The following is a 17,035-nucleotide window of genomic DNA, read 5'->3' as shown; positions in this document are numbered from 1 at the left end:
GGAGATAAAGAATGCCTATATTTAATTTTGACGAGATCCATTTTTATTATCAGGATGATTGCAACGAAGGAATACCTTTTATATTTCTTCATGGACTTGGCGGGGATGTAAATCAAACACAGGAAATTTTGAATGAAATTCCACAAATCAGACGTATCACAATTGATTTTCGGGCTCATGGAAAAACAATTAATTTCGGTGAAACTGGTAAGCTGAGTTTCCATCAATTTGCAGATGATGTGAAAGCTCTAATCGATTTCTTGAAAATTGACCGGTTTATCATTGGTGGAATCTCTACTGGTGCCGGAGTGGCTTTGAATTTTGCTTTGCGCTACCCAAAAGGAATTCAAAAATTAGTTCTTTCCCGTCCGGCTTGGGAGGATCAGCCTCAGCCAGAGATAATACAAGAAGCTTTTCGAACGATTTATCAGATATTGAATGATGATACTGTCTTGAATAATAAAGAGACATTTAAGCAAACAGCGATTTATCAAAAAATGAACGGAATTTCCAGTTATGCCGGAAAGACATTGTTAGGACAATTTGATTACCCTTTTGCTAAGGAAACTTCACCAAAATTAATCTGTATTCCATCAGATTGTCCTAATAGCAGCAAAAAAGATTGGAAGTCTGTATCTGTTCCAACTTTGATTTTAGCATCCGAGAAGGACCCATTGCATCCGCTTGAATTTGCGGAAACACTCTATGCTGGTATTCCGGATTCAAATTTTAAAGAAATAACATCGAAAACTATTTCCGGGAGCAGGCATAAGATGGATACTGTAACAGAAATTCGTAAGTTTATCACAGACTAGCTGTTTAGTAGATGAGAAAGTAAATAACATTCATTCGTGTTGTGCAAACCAATGCTGTTGTCGTTATTGCAGCAGATGGAGGATAATATGGACTGATTTAAAGTGCGTTATCTTATTGGTGAGAATGAATACTGTATTTAGCCGGGCTGGAGATGAGGCTTCATTACCGTTTAAACTTCATTAATTAATATATTGAGGTACAAACAGAGAGAGGGTTGCCCTCTCTCTGTTTGTACATGAAGTGATATATTTTCTTTATATTGTTAATTGGTTTCCGAAGCTTCATCCACAAGAATTCTGGCCGTAGGCATTACTTCCAGTCTTTCTTTCGGAATAGGTTTGCCGGATTGTTCGCTGATTCCATAAGTGCCGTCTTCTATTCTTTGTAAGGCATCTTCAATATTCTTCAGCTCTTCTTTCCGCATCTGATCAATGCCGGCATCTCGCTGCTGTTCAAATTGTTCTGTTCCCAAATCAGCTGGATGATTATTGACAGAAGCCAGCTCATCCTCTTGTTTATTTCCCTGTTCCGTATAATCTTCAGCTTCTTCCTTCATTTCTAAAAGCTTTCTCTTAAAAAGAGCTATATCTTCTTTGGTTAAATGTTCTGCTTGCATGATTGTGTGTCATCCTTTCTAAGTCAGAATGCACATATGCTTTACAACAATCCAGAAATTAATAAAGAGAGACCTAAAAGCATACCATAAATCGTATTTGTTTTTGCTGTTTTTGCCATAGCAGGCATCATCTCTATCGCTTTTGTTTTTCCTTGGAATCCTTTTATCACACCGATTGCCGGCAGGACGCTTAATAATGTAAGGAAGGACCATGCTGGAAGAATACCGGTAAGAATGAGAATAATTGTTATAGAGAAAGCAACAATAAATAAAATCCCAAGCAGCTTAACAGAATTTGGTCTGCCGATAAGCACGGCGATTGTTTTTCTTCCCCCTTTTTCATCTCCATCGCGATCCCGGATATTGTTTGCAAAGTTAATGCATCCGATAAAAATTGTGATTGGAATGGAAATCCAAATCATTTCCGCTGTAATAGAAGAGGTTTGAATATAATACGTAATCCCTATAATAACTGTTCCCATCAGTACACCGGAGAATAATTCTCCAAAAGGCGTATAGGAAATGGGAATAGGGCCTCCAGTATATAAATAACCGATTGCCATGCAAAATAAACCAATAATTGCAATCCACCAGCTGGAAACTATACAAATGTAGATACCAAACCCAACGGATATAGCATAAAAAATGAGGGCAATATTACGGATTCGCTTCGGATGCATCCCGTCGCGGACAATAGATCCGCTGATTCCTACTGATTGGTCATTATCTAAACCGCGTACAAAATCGTAATATTCATTAAACATATTGGTTGCTGCCTGAATAAGTATAGAAGCAATCATCATTGCAAAAAATAGCAGCCAGTTGATCGTTCCTTCATTAAGAGCAATCATTGTCCCGACAAAAACAGGGACGAAGGATGCTGTAAGTGTATGGGGCCGGATTAAACGCCACCATTTGTGGAATCCTTCCCGTTCATTTAACAATTCTTTTATATTAGCTGAATCATTTGTTTTCATTACCTGCTTCCTCCTAAAAAACCATATCGTATTTATTTTAGATAAGTGGTATGGGCGTGTCAAACCTATTTTATAAAATTGACAGGAAGAAGAAGGAAGTAATTCTTTTTTTTAGTTCAAATACCTATTTTTATTTCTATATTGTTTTCCTTCTTCATTTTTCAAAATGAAGTATTTATCGACAGAAAATTAGAAAAAAAGACGTATTTGAATGAATTAGAAGGCTTCTCTTGAGAAAGTAGAGAAAAGGGCATAAAATAGTAAAGGATAATTAAATACCTGTCCAACTATTAGAGAATGTTTAAAAGTTCAACAAAAATGACATATCGAATTTCTGCGTTGGCTTGCTTTTCCACTACTCACGTATCTAAAAGCATACGCTCCGTTGAGGTCTGCGATTACTCGACCTATTAAAAGCGTTGCTCAATGCTGCGCCGTCTTGAACTTCTTGGTCCTTTTTATCGGACTTTTGAACACGCACTATTATGGAGGTTTATCGTCATGATTGAAGTAAAAGAAAAACAGTTTACAGTTGAATTAGAAGCTGCCATACAGTCTATTCACACAGATCAAAAAGATAAACTGTTTAGCTATACAGAAAAAATAAATCAAGTTAACTTATATAGATTTTTAGAAAAAGCTGGGGTATTGAAGCTCCCACGGACATTTTGGTCCAGTACAGATGAGATTTTTCAACTGGCAGGAGCAGGGCATGCTTTTGAATTAACTGCGGAGATATCTAAATATCGCTATGATCAAGTAGAGCAGAAATGGAATGCCTTGTTAGATGATGCTGTTATCTATAATCCTTACCATACATCGGGAACTGGGGTTGTGGCATTAGGAGGATTTTCTTTTGACCCGTTAAAGCCTCAGACAAAACTATGGGGAAAATTTCCTGAAAGTCATTTTTCCATTCCAAGTTATATTTTAACGTACACGGATGGGAATTATTACCTTACTATAAATCGTTTCATCCGTGCCGGGGAGTCTTATTCATCTGTATTGGAAGAATTACAAAATAATCGTCAGGCATTGATGGATAATACGGATTCCCCCCATAATGCATCAGTATTACGTGTTCAAAGTAAACAGGAAATTGCACCTGACCTGTGGAAGGAAACAATTAAAAAAGCTACGGATGTTATGAAAAAAACTGCAGTTGATAAAATTGTTCTTGCGAGAGAAGTGCGTTTACATTTCAATCAGTCAGCAAACATTCCAGACATTCTCCAGCGTCTTGTATGTACACAGCCCAATTCATATGTGTTTGGTTATGAAATGGGCGAGGATTGTTTTCTTGGAGCAACACCAGAGCGTCTTGTAAAGGTAAAGGACGATGAAGTGTTATCAACCTGTTTGGCTGGAACGGCGCCAAGAGGTGAGACAATAGAAGAGGATGAGCAAATAGCAAACAATCTCTTTCAAGACCCGAAAAACCGCGAAGAGCATGATTATGTTGTGCAAATGATTCGCAGTACGATGGAAGCATATTGTACGGATATAGTGGTTCCTGATGAGCCTGTTGTCCATCAATACAAAACGCTGCAGCATTTATATACTCCTGTGCGGGCAAAGTTAAAAGAGGATCATCGTATTTTTTCTATTATAAGCGGATTGCATCCAACGCCCGCACTTGGAGGAACACCTAGACAAGATGCTTTAGCATTTATCCGTGATAATGAATTATTGGACCGGGGCTGGTATGGAGCCCCTATTGGCTGGATGGACAGTAATAATCATGGGGAATTTGCTGTAGCCCTACGTTCTGCACTTGTTCAACAGAATGAAGCCTCACTGTTTGCTGGATGCGGAATTGTAGAAGATTCTGTTCCTGAGAGTGAATATGAAGAAACTAAGATTAAATTAATGCCGATGTTATCTGTTTTAGGAGTGGATTAGAGAAATGAATTATACGGAAAGTTTAACACGTTATACTGCAAACTTTGTTGATGAGCTGGTGAAGAATGGAATGACAGATGTTATTATTTCCCCCGGCTCCAGGTCTACTCCTTTAGCACTTATATTTTCTGAACATCCATTTATTAAAGAATGGATTGTAATCGATGAACGGTCAGCAGCCTTTTTTGCACTGGGCTTAGCGAAAAAATCAAATCGTCCAGTAGCTTTAGTGTGTACATCAGGAACAGCTGCTGCGAATTATTATCCCGCTGTTGTAGAGGCTTTTTACAGCAGGGTTCCATTGCTGGTATTGACAGCAGACCGTCCGCACGAATTACGCCAGGTTGGTGCTCCTCAAGCAATTGAGCAAATTAAAATGTACGGAGACTACGTGAAATGGTTTCATGAAATGGCGATACCAGAAGGATCAACACAAATGCTCAGGTACTCCCGCCAAAAAGCAGCGCAGGCCTTTGCCTATACAGAGCAGGGAAATAAGGGCCCTGTGCAGGTGAATTTTCCATTTCGGGAACCACTTACACCTGATCTTTCGCTTCCGGATATTTGGGGGACGAAAAGAAATGAAAATACTTCCGGAATAAGTAGAATGGAAGGCGTGAAATATTTAGCTGCTGAAAATGTAAGGGAGCTTACAGAACTTTTTGGTTCTTCTCAAAGGGGTCTTCTTGTGTGTGGTCCACAGCTGGATACAGATTTTGCAGAAAATGTGTGCCAGTTAGCACATCATTGGAATATTCCTGTCCTGGCTGATCCGTTATCACAAGTGAGGACAGGCGCACATAATAAAACTCAGGTGATAGAAGGGTATGATGCTTTCTTACGAGATTCGGATATTCGTAAGCGGCTGAAACCAGATTATATTATCCGCTTTGGAGCGATGCCCGTATCGAAAGCATATTTATTCTTTATAAAAGAGCATGGACATATTCCACAATTTATTGTGGAGGAGAATGAAGGTTTCCGTGATCCATCAGGTAATGATACAGTTTATATTTATGCTGATCCGAAGCAGGTATGTAATCAGCTGATAGAAATTTCATCAGATAAGCAGAATAATGATGAGTGGCTGAGTGAGTGGCTGAAATACAATCAAATTGCCAAACAGCATTTATTATCAGGTGAAGAAGCACAGGTTACAGAAGGAGAAGCAGTTCGGGGAATAGCAGATGTCATTCCGAATCATACAGCTCTGTACGTAGGGAACAGCATGTCTATCCGTGATGTGGACAGCTTTTTTATGACGACCTCGAAAAATGTTTCGATTCTGTGCAATCGTGGTGCAAATGGTATTGATGGAGTGACTTCAAGTGCTGTGGGAGCAGCCGCCTCCGGAGAGCGTGTTACATTGCTTATTGGCGACTTATCCTTTTTCCATGATATGAATGGACTGCTGGCAGCAAAGCAATATCAGCTTCCAATCACAATTGTACTCGTGAATAATAATGGTGGTGGAATTTTTTCTTTCCTTCCACAAGCAAATGATAAGAAGCATTTTGAAGCGCTTTTTGGCACACCAGTTGATTTACCTTTTGAAAAGGCTGGGGAGTTATATGGAGCTGATTATACGGTTGCTTCCACAGAAAGTGAATTAAAAATGCAGCTGAAGCAAAGTTATGAGAATAATGGTTTATCCATCATTGAAGTAAGAACAAACCGTGTTGAAAATGCTGCCTGGCATAGGGAGAAATGGGACCGGATTATGAAAGAAATAAAAGAGGGATGGCAATGAGTTCAGACGGCTTACAATACGAAATTATTGGTAAGGGAGAGCCTGTACTGTTATTGCATGGATTTACAGGAACGCGTGAGACTTGGAGAGAGGTCTGCTCCTATTTAACAAATTACCAATGTATTTTAGTTGATTTGCCTGGTCATGGGAAAACAAACACAAAAATTTCTTCTATGAAGGATTGCTGTTCCTTACTCATAGATCTGTTAGATAAATTAGGAATAAATAAAACACATATCATTGGCTACTCTATGGGAGGAAGAACAGCGTTAAGCTTTGCAATGTATTATTCGGATTATGTTTCTTCCCTTATTTTAGAGAGCTCCTCTCCAGGATTAAAGGAAGAGGCAGCACGTTTTGTCCGAAGAGAAAAGGATGAAAAGCTTGCGCAGCGTATTTTAGATTATGGAGTAAAGGATTTTGTAAATATGTGGCAGGAGCTTCCTTTGTTCGCAACGCAAAAACGGCTGCCGGAAGCTGCACAAACACAAATCAGAAACGAACGTCTTTCTCAAGATAAAGAGGGCTTAGCAATGTCCCTTCATACTATGGGAACCGGAGTGCAGCCCTCATGGTGGGAGGGGTTGCCAAAGCTTTCGAAACCAACTTTATTAATTGCTGGTGAAGAAGATGAAAAGTTTGTTGAGATAAATAAAATGATGCAAAAGGAAATTCAACATGCAGAATTTAGCATTTATCCAGAAGCCGGACATGCTGTTCATGTGGAAAAATCACGAAACTTTGGTAAAATGGTAAATGTGTTCTTAGGTGAAAATTATATTATTACATAAGCCTTGAGCTTGAAAGGAGTCATTAACATGTCAGTTGAATGGCAAAAAGTAAAGAACTATGAAGAAATTATTTATGAAAAATATAACGGAGTTGCAAAGGTAACGATTAATCGTCCTGAAAAACGTAATGCATTTACTCCTAATACTGTAAAAGAAATGATTGATGCTTTTACGGAAGCCAGAGATGATTCTTCTATTGGTGTGATTGTTTTAGCCGGAGAAGGAGATAAAGCATTCTGTTCTGGTGGAGACCAGTCAGTGCGTGGGCATGGAGGCTATGTCGGCGGCGATGAAGTTCCACGTTTGAATGTACTTGACCTGCAGCGTTTAATCCGTACAATTCCAAAGCCAGTTATTGCTATGGTATCCGGTTATGCAATTGGCGGTGGCCATGTGCTTCATGTTGTCTGCGATTTAACCATTGCAGCTGACAATGCAATCTTTGGACAAACTGGACCAAAAGTAGGAAGCTTTGATGCTGGTTATGGCGCAGGTTACTTAGCTCGATTAGTAGGACATAAACGTGCGCGTGAAATTTGGTACCTATGCCGTCAATATAATGCAGAAGAAGCATATGAGATGGGCTTGGTAAATACAGTTGTACCTTTAGAAAAGCTGGAAGAAGAAACATTACAATGGTGTGAGGAAATTTTAGAAAAATCACCAATGGCATTACGCTTCTTGAAAGCATCCTTTAATGCAGATACAGACGGCTTGGCAGGTTTACAACAGCTGGGCGGAGATGCAACGCTTCTTTACTACACTACGGATGAAGCGAAAGAGGGAAGAGATGCTTTTAAAGAAAAAAGAAAGCCGGACTTCAAGCAGTTTCCTAGATTCCCTTAAGCTTGTATTTAAGAAACCTTTGCAGATAACGCAAAGGTTTCTTTTCGCAAGAGGAAGGAATACACAGAAGACAATAATAACGATGGAGGAAGAAAAATGAGTACAGTTATTCCCCATTGGCTTGATAAACAAGCCGATTTATCTCCAAATGAAGTAGCGGTAGAACTTAGGGATGGAACAAAAGTGACCTTTAGCAGCCTTGCTGAAAATAGCAGGATAAAAGCAAGACAGCTTGCATCCGCTAATATCAAAAAAGGAGATCACGTTGCTATTCTCTCGGGAAATAGTATTGAAATGATGGAGATGATTCACGCATGCAGCTATTTAGGTGTAGTTGTGGTGTTATTAAATAAACGGTTAACAGCTTATGAGAGAAAGCAGCAGATGCTGGATGCTGAGGTTACTATTCTGATTACAGAAGCTGAGGAAGCTGATTTAAGAGAAATAAAGCAGCTGACATTTGAAGGGCTTGAGCAGCTGGAAGCTTCGAAGGAAGTGCAGTTGTTAGAAGAAATAGAACTGTCCAATGTATTTACAATGATGTATACATCAGGTACATCCGGGTTTCCAAAGGCTGTCCAGCATACATATGAAAATCATTGGTGGAGCGCAACAAGCTCTGGTCTGAATTTTGGAATACACAAAGATGATAAATGGCTGATCCCCCTGCCTCTTTTTCATGTGAGCGGTTTGTCTACAATGCTGAAGGGGATTATTTATGGCATGCCTATTTATTTACTGGAAAAATTCGTTGTTAAGGATGTTCATGATGCTATTATGAATAAGCAGGTCACTATGGCATCTGTGGTAACAGTGATGCTTCAGCACCTGATAAGACATCTTGGAGAAGCAAGCTATCCAGAATCTTTCCGCTGTATGCTGCTCGGAGGAGGCCCTGCTCCAGAATCTTTGCTTTTACAGACAAAAGAAAAACAGATTCCTGTATTTCAATCCTATGGGATGACGGAAACGGCTTCGCAAATTGTGACATTAAGCCCGGGAGATGCATTGCGTAAAATTGGTTCTGCTGGTAAACCATTATTTCCGGCACAATTAAAAATCCAGGGACAAGGCCTAAATGAGGCAGGAGAAATTCTTGTGAAGGGCCCAATGGTAACACATGGTTATTACAACAGAGAGGAAGCAAATAAAAAATCTTTTGATAATGGCTGGCTGGCAACAGGAGATGTGGGCTACCTCGATGAGGAAGGTTTTTTATATGTTGTGGACCGCCGCAGCGATTTAATTATTTCCGGCGGTGAGAATATTTACCCCTCAGAAATTGAGAATGTATTACTGCAGATAGATGGGATTCGTGAAGCAGGAGTAACCGGGAGAGAAGATATGGAGTGGGGAGAAGTTCCAATCGCGTTTATTGTAACTGACAGAGAAATAGAAATTAGAGATATAAACTTATTTTTAAGAAATAAATTAGCACGTTACAAGCAGCCCAGGGAGGTCTATTTTGTTGACCAGCTGCCGAGAAATGCAGCAAATAAACTGGTTCGCCAAGCATTAAAGAAATATCTCTAAATACATGACAATTTGGAGCATGTTCTTTGCTGTTTTATTACAATTTCATAACATAGGTTTTGTTCTTTTTGATGGAGGGAAGCGCTAAATATACTGTTTAGAAGGGAGCATAAATCTATGGAAAACTTTATGAATGATTATTTTACAGCAAATTTTTGGACGGGGCTCCAAAATGTAGTTATAGCGTTTATTGTCTTTCTTATCGTATGGTTAATTGCTAAACTGGTAAGCAATACGGTAGAAAAAGCGTTAAAGAAAAAGAACTGGGATGACAAATTATTTAACCGGTTCCGGTTAAAAGGGGAAGCGGTGAAGTCGGAAAAGATTATTGCAAAAGTAGTTTATTACATACTGCTGATTGTTGCTTTAATCTTATTCTTAAATATCCTTAATCTGTCTATGATTGCCAATCCATTATCGGATTTGATTTCAACGTTCTTAAACTTTATCCCGGCAGTGATTAAGGCAGCGTTAATATTACTGCTGGCTTGGGTAATTGCAACAATTGTACAGTGGCTTATTGTCCAGGGAAGCAGAAAATTACGTATTCAGCGTTTATTTACAAAATTAGGAATTGCAGATTCTGAAGAAGGAATTCGAAAAACAACAGAAACAGTCGGTAAATTTGCATTCTATCTAATTTTACTCTTATTTATTCCTGGAGTATTGCAGGCTTTAAATATTCAGGGCGTAGCTGAACCTTTCAGCGGTTTATTGGCTTCTGTTTTAAACTTTATTCCTAAACTGGCTGCAGCAGTACTTATTTTTGCAGTAGGATGGTTTGTCGGAAAGATTGTCCGCAGTATTGTGACGAATTTATTAGAAGCAGCAGGTACAGAAAAATGGATAAAAAAATTAAAGCTGTCCAATTTATTTGAAGGAACATCTTTTGCAAAATTTGTCGGAAACATTGTCTTCATTCTAATTTTGATTCCAATCTCCATCTCTGCTTTAGAGCAATTAGAGCTGACAGGAATCACAGAACCGGCAATTGGTATGCTGCACAACGTCGTACAGATGCTGCCGAATATTTTAATTGCAATTGGTTTAATATTGGTCGGAATCTGGTTAGGTAAGCTGATTGGAGAATTTGCCGGAGATTATCTTGCTAAATTAGGGTTTAATCGATTTGTTTCTACTATTAGCAATAACAGAGCAGGGGTTCAGACTAAATGGACACCATCTTATATTGCCGGATACGTTGTACAGATTTTAATTATTTTCTTCTTAACTGTGCAGGCTCTATATCTGATACAGCTGGATTTCTTAGTAGGAATAGCAACAGCAATTACCGCTTATCTGCCGAATGTACTGGCAGCAGTGCTTATTTTAGGAGTTGCCTTATTACTTGCTTCCATCGTGCAGAAACTACTGTTGCATCTGTTAAATGGTCCGGCATCGGCTGCACTTGCAGGTTTTGCGAAGTATAGTATTTTAATTCTTGCAGCCTTTATGGCGGTTTCACAGTTAGGTATTGCATCAACAATCGTTAACAGTGCCTTTATTTTACTTCTTGCTGCATTGGCATTAGCATTTGGTCTTGCGTTCGGTTTGGGAGGAAAAGATTTCGCCGCAAAATACTTGCAGAAATTTGACAGAACCATCGATAGTACTTCCATTAATCAGGAGCAGCAAAATCAAGATAATCCTGACAGTCGAGATTATCAATAATAGAAACGAAAAAAGCGTATGTACTCAAATGGGTATATGCGCTTTTTCCTTTAGTGGATTAATTGAAATCATTTATTTATGTATTTCTGAAGCGAATGCTAGAAGGTAAAACTTTTATTTCAACTTATATATTTCGTTTATTTTTATTTTTTGAGGAGAATATAAACGGGAGGTGATTAAAATGGATAAACAAAAATATTTTATCAGTATCGGACAAGGAGAAATTTCACGGATCCCGTATCAGGGAAATGACGACTTTGTTATTTATGCGACTACGGATGAGGTGTTAATGCTGCGCAGAAAATTTGAAGGGATGCATGAAGCAAGTTTTGATACCTATAAACGTTCGCATATTCCTTTTATTCCATATCATCTGGATACAGCCAACGATGTATATGATGAAACCATGTCGGACGTGTACCAAACGTTGTATGATCTAGGAGATGAACAGACAAAGAACCATATCCGAACTATGGGTATATTAGATGGAAAATAATTATTATAAAGGAGAATAAGCACCAAGTAAAACAGTACTTTATGATAGGAATGTTTAGATGGTATAATAAAAAGGTACAGTATATTAGATAAAATTTTAAAAATGACTTTTAACTTTCAGAGGAACCGGATTTTTAAAATTATATTAAAACATAGATATCCACAGGGAGTGCTAACTATGAGAAAACTCGCTTTAATTCTTTGTTTTACCGTAATGATAGCAATTATTTTCTCTATTACTGCGCCAAGAGAAGTTACTGTACAAGGTGAGAATCAAATTGATATACCTGCTGCAGAGGCAGAAGAAACACAACCTGATAAAGAAGAAACTATTCGTGTAATGAATGGATTATTAGATACCCTGAAGCAGGATGCAGATGATTCTTATAAATTGAAGGACTATGCGACAGAACAGAAACTGACGGAGGCCTTTGAAGCATATCTAACAACAGAATTAGCTGAGCAGTTTGTCGATTATTATTTTCGGGTAGAAGCAGATGGCGTTTATGTATTTCCGACAGAAACAATGCCATGGTTTCAAGAAGAAAATGAATATGATATGATTAATACATCTAATCATTCCGTACGACTGGTACAGGAAAATGAAAATGACATGGTAGGAAGTTACACTCTTGTAGTGGAGATGACACTTCAAAACGGCTGGAAAATCCAAGATATAAGCTATAAGTGATGACACCACCGTGGGAAAGTAGTGGAAGAAGTGAACGTTTTTAAAGATTATTACAATAATAAGGTACAATTATCTTTTTTAGATCATCCATTTTCAAAAAATCCAAAGCATGTATGGATCATCTGCCGATATAAAGATAAATGGCTGTTAACAGATCATAAGGAAAGAGGAATAGAGTTTCCTGGTGGAAAGGTAGAACCTGGGGAAACAGCCGGACAAGCAGCTATCCGGGAAGTAATGGAGGAAACAGGAGCGACAGTAAAAAAGCTCCACTACATTGGTCAGTATAAGGTGGACGGGCGATACGAAACAGTGATTAAGAACGTCTACTTTGCGGAAATAGATGAACTTACGCCGCAGCCCACCTATTATGAAACAAACGGGCCGGTATTACTTAGAGAGGTACCGGCGAATGTAAAAAGAAAATCAAATTATAGTTTTATTATGAAGGATGCAGTGTTAGAATCCTGCATGCTCCGGATTAAAAAAACATATGTGTAAAAAGCAGACAGCACTTAGCTGTCTGCTTTTTACTTTAGAAGATTATTTTCTTATCAGTAATTGCTCAATTTTCTCTACAGTTTTGTACATAATTGCAGCAAGGATAGCGATAATAACCAGGCTCGACATAACGAGTGTAAAATCAAACACCTGAAAACCGTAAATAATTAAATATCCTAAACCTTGTTTGGAAACTAGATATTCTCCGACAATAACCCCTACCCAGGAAAGCCCGACGTTTACTTTTAATGTGGAGATAATGGCGGGTAAGGAAGCGGGAAAGACAGCTTCTTTAAAGCATTGCCATTTTGTTGCATCAAAGCTCCTTAATACTTTTAAATAATTTTGATCAACCTCATTGAAAGCTGCAAACACGACAAGGGTTGTGACAATAACAGAAATAATAAACCCCATCGCAATAATTGATAAATAGCCAGGACCGAGAGCTACAATAAGTATTGGTCCAAGTGCAACCTTTGGCATAGCATTAAAGACAACCAGATAAGGATCCATGACTTTTGAAAAACGATGAAAACTCCAAAGCATGGAAGCTATGATGATTCCGGCAATAGTACCTATTAAAAAGCCGAGTATGGTTTCGAGCAGTGTAATCTGAATATGGCCTAGTAAAGAACCTTGTATAAGTCTGCTCCATATAGAGCTGAATACACGACTGGGAGAGCTGAATAAAAGCGGATCAATCCAATACAATCTGCTGGCTACTTCCCAAAAGGCGAAAAAAAGAATCAGAATGGAGAGCTGCCAGGTCAGTACAATTTTTGCTTCTTTTTTTAACTTTTGCTGATAAGCTGCAAATAACTTAGGACCGTTCATAAGCATTCTCCTCTATCGGTTTTACCGTATGCTTCTGCTGGTCTAGGTCAGCCCAGATTTTGTCAAACAGCCGTCCATATTTAGGATGTTTCCTTGCGAGAAAAGGAGATTCATCCCTTAATTCAACAGGTACATCGTATATTTTAGCAATAGCACCAGGGTTCGAGGACATTAAAATAATCCGGTCGCTCATAGAAATTGCTTCTCCAATATCATGTGTTACCAGTATAGCCGTTTTTTGATAAGCTTTAAGTAAATCGGATACCAATACTTCCAGTTTTAATTTTGTCTGAAAATCGAGTGCAGAAAAAGGTTCATCCAGCAATAGAATTTCCGGCTCCGTGATAAGCGTTCTTATTAAAGCAGCTCGCTGCCGCATCCCGCCGGACAATTCACTTGGATATTTATCAGCCACATTTTCGAGTCCAACTTCCTCCAGGAGAGCTATTGCTCTTTGTTTTAAGTCACTTGTCTGTCTTTTTCTAATCTGGGGTCCTAAGAGTACATTATCTATAATGGTTTTCCATGGAAATAAATAATCCTGCTGCAGCATATAGCCAATTTCTAAATCGCTAATCTCTATTTTTTCATTATTTATTAAAATCTCACCTTCAGCAGGCTGGAGCATTCCAGAAATCATCGAAAGCAATGTTGATTTTCCACAGCCGCTTGGGCCGAGTAAAGCAACAAATTCATTCTTCTTAACAGAGAAAGAAATATTGTGCAATGATTCTGTGTACTGCTTTTTGGAGAAGTAATAATGAGATACTCCATCTAATGTTAGATAAGACATCTTTACCCTCCTTTATTCTTCAATAATTTGCTCAGCATAATCAGTGTTAACAAGATCTTCATATGGAGCATCTCCAGGGAGTTCACCGGCCTCATCCATAATGCTTTTCAGATTTTCCCAGGCAGCTTCTTCAAGCAGTGGAGATGTAGCATAGGAGCCTTGCTGTTTATAACGCTCGATTGCATTTGCGAGCATTTCTACATCTGTATCCTCAAAATAAGGCTCTACTACCTTGGCAATTTCTAATGAGTCTGTCTCCTGCACCCATTGTTGAGCCTTATAAATTGCCCTGGTGAATGCTTTAACAGTTTCCTCCTCTTCATCTAAAAAGCTTTCCTTTGCCATGAAGACGGTATATGGGACCTGACCAGATTCTTCGCCGAAGGAAGCAATAATGTGTCCCTGACCATTTGCTTCAAAAATACTTGCTGTAGGTTCAAATAATTGAACGTATTCATAATCACCACTGGCAAAAGCACCTGGAATATTAGCGAAGTCAATATTTTGAACTAAATCTAAATCTTCATGGGGATTAATATCATGCTGCTTCAAGACATATTCTCCAACCATTTGCGGCATTCCGCCAACACGCTGTCCGAGAAAATTGCTGTCCCGTAAATCCTCCCAATTAAAGTCTTCATCTGCTTCTTTGGCTACTAAAAATGTGCCGTCCGTTTGGGTTAACTGGGCGAAGTTCACAGCATAGTCTCTGGAATCCTGAGCATAGACATAGATAGATGTTTCGGAACCAACAAGAGCAATATCAGCACTGTCAGACAAAAGTGCTGTCATCGTTGTATCTCCACCCCAAGTTGTTTGTAAATCCACCTCCAGCCCCTCTTCTTCAAAAAAGCCTTTTTCTAAAGCGACATATTGCGGTGCATAAAAAATAGAACGAGTTACTTCCGCAAGATCTATTTTAGTCACTTTATTTTGATTACAAGCACTAATTAGAAGAAGAGAGCTTATTAATAAAATGAAACAGGAAAGTTTTCTCACTTTCATCTTCCTTTCTCAAAAACTGATCTTGAACATCTTCTATAAATATATGATTGGCGGGATGATTGTGTGAACGCCTATAAATTAGGATAAATAGGCTGCGGATAATTACAGGGAGAGGAAAAGTGAAAAAGGGTAAACTCATTATCTTGAGTTTACCCTTTTATAGAGGAGATGATTATACTAATTTATAAAGTGGTCCAGCTTTTCTTATGTTTTCACTTACTTCTGTGAATTTCTCGAAATTCATATGGAATTTGCCAGCCAGTACCTTTGCTTCTGTTTCATAGCTTTCTTTATCCTCCCAAGCATTTTTAGGAACAAGAACTTCATCTGGAACACCTGGAATCGATTTTGGAATGGCTAATCCAAAAATTTCATCTATTGTTGTTTCCACGTTATTCAGTTCACCAATTAAAGCTGAATGGACCATTGCCCGGGTATAGGAGAGCTTCATTCTGTTTCCAACCCCGTAAGCACCACCAGTCCAGCCTGTGTTAATAAGAAATACATTGGCATTAAATTTATCAATTTTTTCTCCAAGCATTTCTGCATATACTGACGGATTTAACGGTAAAAATGGAGAACCGAAGCATGCTGAGAATGTTGCAACAGGCTTTGTCACACCACGTTCTGTTCCAGCCAGCTTACTGGTGTATCCACTCAGGAAATGATACATTGCCTGTTCTTTTGTCAGTTTACTGATTGGCGGTAAGGTTCCTGATGCATCCGCTGTCAAGAATATAATGGTATTTGGATGTCCAGCGACACTAGGCTCTAGGCTATTATCAATATTTTCTAATGGGTAAGCAGCACGTGTGTTTTCGGTTAAAGAAGTATCATCATAGTCAGGGACCCGCGTATCTTCATCTAATACTACATTTTCTAAAACAGATCCATAGCGGATAGCATCAAAAATTTGCGGCTCTTTTTCTGCCGATAAATTGATGCATTTTGCATAGCAGCCACCTTCAATATTGAATACGCCATCTTCACTCCAGCCATGTTCGTCATCTCCGATTAATCGTCTGTCAACATCTGCTGAGAGTGTAGTTTTTCCAGTTCCGGATAATCCGAAAAATAAAGCTACATCGCCTTCTTCTCCTACATTGGAGGAGCAATGCATGGACAGGACATCTTGCTCAGGCAGAAGGAAATTAACTACAGAGAAGATTGATTTTTTTATCTCTCCTGCATATTCTGTTCCTCCAATAAGTACAATGCGCTGTTCAAAAGAAATTAAAACAAATGCTTCTGAATTTGTACCGTCTGCTTCAGGATTGGCTTTGAAACCGGGAGCAGAGATTACTGTAAAATCAGCTTCGTGCAATTGCTCCATCTCTTTTTCAATAGGAATAAATAATTGTCTTGCAAATAAATTGTGCCAAGCATATTCATTAATAACTTGAATAGGCAGTTTATACTTTTCATCTGCACCGGCATAGGCCTGGAGATGAAAAATTTCTTCTTTGTTATCTAAATATGCAATCACTTTGTCAAGCAGCTGATTGAAGGTATCCTCATCAATTGGCTGATTGACATTTCCCCAGTCTACTTTATCTGCTGATAAGGCATCTTTTACAATAAATTTATCTTCTGGAGAACGTCCTGTATATTTTCCAGTGGTAGCACGGATAGCACCAGTAGCTGTCAATTTCGCTTCATCACGATTGATAATTTTTTCAATAAGTTGGCCTACAGAATAGTTGCTGTAAATATTTGTTGAAGTGAACTCCTCCAGAATACTTCTCCGCAATATTTTCATAAGACAATTATTCACTCCTTTTAATGGTATAGAATTCATTTTATCCTTAAAATAT

16 protein-coding genes are annotated in these 17,035 nt (G+C 38.6%); 10 read left to right on the top strand and 6 right to left on the bottom strand.

The annotated features are described in order from the left end of the window. Positions 1-11 precede the first annotated feature (11 nt). On the top strand, positions 12-815 hold the full coding sequence (locus MHH51_RS16335) for an alpha/beta hydrolase (protein WP_339282526.1): 804 nt from the start codon (positions 12-14) through the stop codon (positions 813-815). Positions 816-1,078: 263 nt separating this feature from the next. Here the strand turns inward: MHH51_RS16335 and MHH51_RS16330 are convergent, their stop codons facing one another. Together MHH51_RS16330 and MHH51_RS16325 are read right to left on the bottom strand one after the other, a co-directional pair. Next, positions 1,079-1,432: a hypothetical protein gene (locus MHH51_RS16330; RefSeq protein ID WP_339282525.1), complete on the bottom strand. Its 354-nt coding sequence runs from the start codon at positions 1,430-1,432 to the stop codon at positions 1,079-1,081. Between the two features lie 41 nt (positions 1,433-1,473). Further along, positions 1,474-2,409, bottom strand: coding sequence for a 1,4-dihydroxy-2-naphthoate polyprenyltransferase (locus MHH51_RS16325; RefSeq protein ID WP_339282524.1), 936 nt, complete (start codon positions 2,407-2,409; stop codon positions 1,474-1,476). A 501-nt stretch (positions 2,410-2,910) separates the two neighbouring features. Between MHH51_RS16325 and MHH51_RS16320 the strand changes: the two genes are divergently transcribed. The 9 genes from MHH51_RS16320 to ytkD all read left to right on the top strand — a co-directional run bounded on the left by MHH51_RS16320 (position 2,911) and on the right by ytkD (position 12,589). Continuing rightward, on the top strand, positions 2,911-4,311 hold the full coding sequence (locus MHH51_RS16320) for an isochorismate synthase (RefSeq protein ID WP_339282523.1): 1,401 nt from the start codon (positions 2,911-2,913) through the stop codon (positions 4,309-4,311). A 4-nt stretch (positions 4,312-4,315) separates the two neighbouring features. Beyond that, positions 4,316-6,061 carry a 2-succinyl-5-enolpyruvyl-6-hydroxy-3-cyclohexene-1-carboxylic-acid synthase gene (gene menD, locus MHH51_RS16315; RefSeq protein ID WP_339282522.1) on the top strand — a complete coding sequence of 582 codons (1,746 nt, stop codon included), beginning with the start codon at positions 4,316-4,318 and terminating at the stop codon, positions 6,059-6,061. Continuing rightward, the gene (menH, locus tag MHH51_RS16310; RefSeq protein WP_307725851.1) at positions 6,058-6,852 is read left to right on the top strand and encodes a 2-succinyl-6-hydroxy-2,4-cyclohexadiene-1-carboxylate synthase; all 795 of its coding nucleotides are present in this window, start codon (positions 6,058-6,060) and stop codon (positions 6,850-6,852) included. Before menD ends, menH begins: the two co-directional genes overlap by 4 nt. A 27-nt stretch (positions 6,853-6,879) precedes the next feature. Further along, positions 6,880-7,698 (top strand): 1,4-dihydroxy-2-naphthoyl-CoA synthase, encoded by an 819-nt coding sequence (menB, locus tag MHH51_RS16305; protein ID WP_147211585.1) that lies wholly within the window; start codon positions 6,880-6,882, stop codon positions 7,696-7,698. Positions 7,699-7,794: 96 nt separating this feature from the next. Next, a complete protein-coding gene (locus MHH51_RS16300; protein WP_147211584.1) occupies positions 7,795-9,231 on the top strand; it encodes an o-succinylbenzoate--CoA ligase in 1,437 nt (478 codons plus the stop codon). 117 nt (positions 9,232-9,348) lie between these two features. Then, complete coding sequence (locus tag MHH51_RS16295; RefSeq protein ID WP_339282521.1) at positions 9,349-10,902, top strand: mechanosensitive ion channel; 1,554 nt, start codon at positions 9,349-9,351, stop codon at positions 10,900-10,902. 181 nt (positions 10,903-11,083) lie between these two features. Next, the gene (locus MHH51_RS16290; protein WP_147211582.1) at positions 11,084-11,398 is read left to right on the top strand and encodes a hydrolase; all 315 of its coding nucleotides are present in this window, start codon (positions 11,084-11,086) and stop codon (positions 11,396-11,398) included. Positions 11,399-11,575: 177 nt separating this feature from the next. Then, a complete protein-coding gene (locus MHH51_RS16285; protein WP_339282520.1) occupies positions 11,576-12,088 on the top strand; it encodes a hypothetical protein in 513 nt (170 codons plus the stop codon). Positions 12,089-12,118: 30 nt separating this feature from the next. Beyond that, a complete protein-coding gene (ytkD, locus tag MHH51_RS16280) occupies positions 12,119-12,589 on the top strand; it encodes an RNA deprotection pyrophosphohydrolase (RefSeq protein ID WP_147211580.1) in 471 nt (156 codons plus the stop codon). A 42-nt stretch (positions 12,590-12,631) separates the two neighbouring features. On the opposite strand, the gene MHH51_RS16275 is transcribed toward ytkD, so the two are convergent. The 4 genes from MHH51_RS16275 to pckA all read right to left on the bottom strand — a co-directional run bounded on the left by MHH51_RS16275 (position 12,632) and on the right by pckA (position 16,980). After that, positions 12,632-13,423: an ABC transporter permease gene (locus MHH51_RS16275; RefSeq protein ID WP_147211579.1), complete on the bottom strand. Its 792-nt coding sequence runs from the start codon at positions 13,421-13,423 to the stop codon at positions 12,632-12,634. Then, entirely contained in the window at positions 13,410-14,216 is an 807-nt protein-coding gene (locus MHH51_RS16270; RefSeq protein ID WP_156988590.1) for an ABC transporter ATP-binding protein, read from the bottom strand. The genes MHH51_RS16275 and MHH51_RS16270 overlap by 14 nt, the downstream gene beginning before the upstream one ends. A 12-nt stretch (positions 14,217-14,228) precedes the next feature. After that, positions 14,229-15,221 carry an ABC transporter substrate-binding protein gene (locus MHH51_RS16265; protein WP_147211577.1) on the bottom strand — a complete coding sequence of 331 codons (993 nt, stop codon included), beginning with the start codon at positions 15,219-15,221 and terminating at the stop codon, positions 14,229-14,231. Positions 15,222-15,393: 172 nt separating this feature from the next. Further along, a complete protein-coding gene (pckA, locus tag MHH51_RS16260) occupies positions 15,394-16,980 on the bottom strand; it encodes a phosphoenolpyruvate carboxykinase (ATP) (RefSeq protein WP_156988592.1) in 1,587 nt (528 codons plus the stop codon). Between the last annotated feature and the right edge of the window lie 55 nt (positions 16,981-17,035).

This window comes from Oceanobacillus sp. FSL K6-3682 (assembly GCF_037976165.1).
GTDB classification, from domain to species: domain Bacteria; phylum Bacillota; class Bacilli; order Bacillales; family Amphibacillaceae; genus Oceanobacillus; species Oceanobacillus sojae.
The sequence above is the reverse complement of the archived record's forward strand: the minus strand, read 5'-3'. Positions and strand labels throughout refer to the sequence as shown.

What these genes read in the sequence shown, in the direction of transcription:
- menB (WP_147211585.1), top strand. Translation starts at nt 6,880, where the DNA reads ATGTCAGTTGAATGGCAAAAAGTAAAGAACTATGAAGAAATTATTTAT.
- MHH51_RS16335 (WP_339282526.1), top strand. Translation starts at nt 12, where the DNA reads ATGCCTATATTTAATTTTGACGAGATCCATTTTTATTATCAGGATGAT.
- MHH51_RS16295 (WP_339282521.1), top strand. Translation starts at nt 9,349, where the DNA reads ATGGAAAACTTTATGAATGATTATTTTACAGCAAATTTTTGGACGGGG.
- MHH51_RS16265 (WP_147211577.1), bottom strand. Translation starts at nt 15,221, where the DNA reads ATGAAAGTGAGAAAACTTTCCTGTTTCATTTTATTAATAAGCTCTCTT.
- MHH51_RS16320 (WP_339282523.1), top strand. Translation starts at nt 2,911, where the DNA reads ATGATTGAAGTAAAAGAAAAACAGTTTACAGTTGAATTAGAAGCTGCC.
- pckA (WP_156988592.1), bottom strand. Translation starts at nt 16,980, where the DNA reads ATGAAAATATTGCGGAGAAGTATTCTGGAGGAGTTCACTTCAACAAAT.
- MHH51_RS16325 (WP_339282524.1), bottom strand. Translation starts at nt 2,409, where the DNA reads ATGAAAACAAATGATTCAGCTAATATAAAAGAATTGTTAAATGAACGG.
- MHH51_RS16270 (WP_156988590.1), bottom strand. Translation starts at nt 14,216, where the DNA reads ATGTCTTATCTAACATTAGATGGAGTATCTCATTATTACTTCTCCAAA.
- menH (WP_307725851.1), top strand. Translation starts at nt 6,058, where the DNA reads ATGAGTTCAGACGGCTTACAATACGAAATTATTGGTAAGGGAGAGCCT.
- MHH51_RS16330 (WP_339282525.1), bottom strand. Translation starts at nt 1,432, where the DNA reads ATGCAAGCAGAACATTTAACCAAAGAAGATATAGCTCTTTTTAAGAGA.
- MHH51_RS16285 (WP_339282520.1), top strand. Translation starts at nt 11,576, where the DNA reads ATGAGAAAACTCGCTTTAATTCTTTGTTTTACCGTAATGATAGCAATT.
- menD (WP_339282522.1), top strand. Translation starts at nt 4,316, where the DNA reads ATGAATTATACGGAAAGTTTAACACGTTATACTGCAAACTTTGTTGAT.
- MHH51_RS16290 (WP_147211582.1), top strand. Translation starts at nt 11,084, where the DNA reads ATGGATAAACAAAAATATTTTATCAGTATCGGACAAGGAGAAATTTCA.
- MHH51_RS16275 (WP_147211579.1), bottom strand. Translation starts at nt 13,423, where the DNA reads ATGAACGGTCCTAAGTTATTTGCAGCTTATCAGCAAAAGTTAAAAAAA.
- MHH51_RS16300 (WP_147211584.1), top strand. Translation starts at nt 7,795, where the DNA reads ATGAGTACAGTTATTCCCCATTGGCTTGATAAACAAGCCGATTTATCT.